Source organism: Vibrio sp. MMH1-50 (assembly GCF_022347645.1).
In the GTDB taxonomy this organism is placed as follows: Bacteria; Pseudomonadota; Gammaproteobacteria; order Enterobacterales; family Vibrionaceae; genus Vibrio; species Vibrio harveyi.
On record NZ_JAKRGG010000088.1, the window covers coordinates 1 to 2,159 of the forward strand.

At 39.8% G+C, this 2,159-nt stretch carries 1 protein-coding gene and 2 pseudogenes; all 3 read right to left on the bottom strand.

The features are described 5' to 3' along the window. Positions 1 to 284 (bottom strand): annotated as a pseudogene (locus tag MHO32_RS25635) (hypothetical protein); the annotation flags it as partial. Between the two features lie 3 nt (positions 285 to 287). Then, entirely contained in the window at positions 288 to 1,232 is a 945-nt protein-coding gene (locus MHO32_RS25640; RefSeq protein ID WP_239215026.1) for a hypothetical protein, read from the bottom strand. Positions 1,233 to 1,235: 3 nt separating this feature from the next. After that, positions 1,236 to 2,136, bottom strand: a pseudogene (locus MHO32_RS25645) (hypothetical protein). Between the last annotated feature and the right edge of the window lie 23 nt (positions 2,137 to 2,159).

A 2,159-nucleotide genomic window follows, 5' to 3' on the forward strand; every position in this document is an offset into this window, starting at 1 on the left:
AAGTTGAGCCTCAAAAGAAAATATATAACTGACGTGGATAAACAAAACCCGCTAGCTAGAGTTAGTGCGGATGATAAATTGTTTAAATCAGCAAGTACGAAAAAGAGAATAATGAAGATAGCTGCAGGAATCGAAGTCATCTTCAAATAAATGTATCTAGAAGCTTCTTCGACATTTTTTGTTTGCCAGTTTTTAAAGCCTTGACCAGAAGAAATCTCATGCTCTTGTGCCTCTTGGTAAGCAGTAAGCTCTTCTGGGGTGATATAAAATGGTAAATAAGCCAAGGGTTACTCCTTGGCTGTTGTTAGTTCAGATTTCGATTTTTCAATCTCAGATTCGGTTTGCCACTTGCCGTTGTAAAGGTATTCCCATTCAGGGATAGGAGCGTTTTGAGCTCTAAGTTCAAACGTATCATCCAAAGGGAACTCTAGGCTTCTTGCTGGTTCCGAGAGCAATTCGTCAGGTGAATAAGCATTGAACAAGGCTTTGATATCCTCGAATTCGGTACATTTAAGTTGATACTCTTCAGAGAGCTTTTCCAGTACTCTCTTTAAGTCATTGGTTGACTTAAAAAATAGAAAACTCCTACCGCGATTATGGCATCGATTAACGGTCGTTTTCGCTACATCTCTGTAATCGCAATCGTCATACTTATGATAGAGAGTAATAACCTTGCGTTGTTTGTTGTAATAAGCAAATAGCCAATCTTCACGCTCTCCGATTTTAATGTCTGTTGGTTCATCCGGTTGGCGTTTAAGCATGCGAAATGAAACCAATATAAAGCCACCGGCTCCGACAAGTGTCACCGGTCCAGCAGCCCCAACCATCAAAACACAAACTATTGCGCCAATCCAGCCCATGACTTGAGTTGCAGAGTTTACCCAATTCGGTAAATTACGTCGTTTTTTTATAACCAACCCGCGATCGGACAAGGTGTAATCATAACGATTGTCCAAACCAAATGTCAGATAAGACACACCAGACATAATTATCGTTAGACCCGACAAAATGTAAGTTAAGATCATTTCGCTACTATCATGTAGGAAATAGGTAAGAACAAATAATGGGCTGACTGCGGCTATAGCAATCGATAAGTATAAGTATCGAAAAGGTTCTTCAATATCGTACTTGTGCCAGACTGTCAGATTATTCCCATTAAGAATTTTTTGCTCCTGCTCTTCTTGGTATGCTGAAAATTCTTCTGGGGTAATATAGAAAGGTAAATAAGCCAAAGGTTACTCCTTGGCTGTTGTTAGTTCAGGTTTTGATTGTTCGATTTCAGATTCCGTTTGCCACTTACCGTTGTATAGGTACTCTCGCTCTGGAAGCGGGGCATTTGACGCCCTTAAATCAAATACCTCATCGGTTTGATATTCTCTACTACAAACTGGAATACTAAACAGTCTTGATTCTGGCTTCGATTCAAACAGTTTTTTGTGGTCATCTACCTCTGTACAATCCAGTTTGTAGACCTTTGACAGTTGCGCGACCATGGATTCTAAATCCGCTTCAGTTTTAAAGAAAACATAACAATCTGATCTATCCTGTGAGCGAAAGATAGTCTTATGAGCAGTATCTCGATATCTGCATATGTCCTGCTTAAAATAGAACTGAATCACTTTCCTTTTCTTGTTGTAGTCCGCAAAAAGCCAATCTTCTCGTTCGCCTACTCTCACTTCTGTTGCTTCATCAGGCTGTCGTTTAAGCATACCAAATGAAACCCGCAACCATCAATATACATACAATAGCTCCAATCCAGCCCATGACTTGAGTTGCAGAGTTTACCCAATTCGGTAAATTACGTCGTTTTTTTATAACTAACCCGCGATCGGACAAGGTGTAATCATAACGATTGTCCAAACCAAATGTCAGATAAGATACACCAGACATGATTATCGTCAGCCCCGATAAAATGTAAGTTAAGATCATTTCACTACTATCATGTAGGAAATAGGTAAGGAAAAATAATGGACTGACAGCGGCTATAGCAATCGATAGGTATAAGTATCGAAAAGGCTCTTCAATATCGTGCTTGTGCCAGGTTGTGAGATCTTTCCCCCTTAGAATTTGTTGCTCTTGTTCTTCTTGATAAGCCGAAAGCTCGTCTGGCGTGATGTAAAAAGGTAAATAAGCCAAAGGTTACTCCTTGGCTGTTGTTA